Origin of the sequence: Jeotgalicoccus sp. S0W5 (genome assembly GCF_011634875.1) — a bacterium.
In the GTDB taxonomy this organism is placed as follows: domain Bacteria; phylum Bacillota; class Bacilli; order Staphylococcales; family Salinicoccaceae; genus Jeotgalicoccus; species Jeotgalicoccus marinus.
In genome coordinates this window covers 1-542 of record NZ_SIRQ01000025.1, presented here as the reverse complement: position 1 = coordinate 542, position 542 = coordinate 1, and the positions used below count along the sequence as shown (strand labels likewise).

At 37.3% G+C, this 542-nt stretch carries 1 protein-coding gene; it reads left to right on the top strand.

All coding sequences use genetic code 11. The features are described from left to right. Positions 1-57: 57 nt before the first annotated feature. Positions 58-542: AMP-binding protein (locus tag EYB29_RS11265; RefSeq protein WP_240921870.1), on the top strand; the 485-nt coding region annotated here is incomplete at its 3' end.

Below are 542 nucleotides of genomic sequence, written 5' to 3'. Positions count from 1 at the left end.
GATCATCTGGCTTATGTGATCTACACCTCAGGGACCACGGGGACACCCAAAGGAGTGATGGTAGAACATCAGAGCCTTGTGAATCTCGTTTATCATTTCAAAAAATTCTTAGGAATCGAAAATGACGACAGAATGTGTCAATTTGCCAATATATCTTTTGACGCTTCAATTGAAGAAATAGCTAAATGTTTGTTAAATGGGGCGACTCTCTATCCAGTATCTACAAACGTCATTTATGACTATAAATTATTCAAAGAATTTCTAAACACCCATGAAATCACCATGGCGACTTTGCCTCCCACATACTTGAAACATTTTGAACGTAGCGATTTCCCTTCTTTAAAAAGGTTAATTGTGGCAGGTTCTGCTAGTACTAAGGAATTAATAGAACCTTGGGAAGATATTTATATTAATGCGTATGGTCCAACAGAAAACACCGTCGGTGCGACTATGTGGAAGTTCAATAAAGAAGAAATATTGAACACAGTGCCAATCGGTAAGCCAATCAATAACACCAAAGCATATATTCTGAATACTGATTT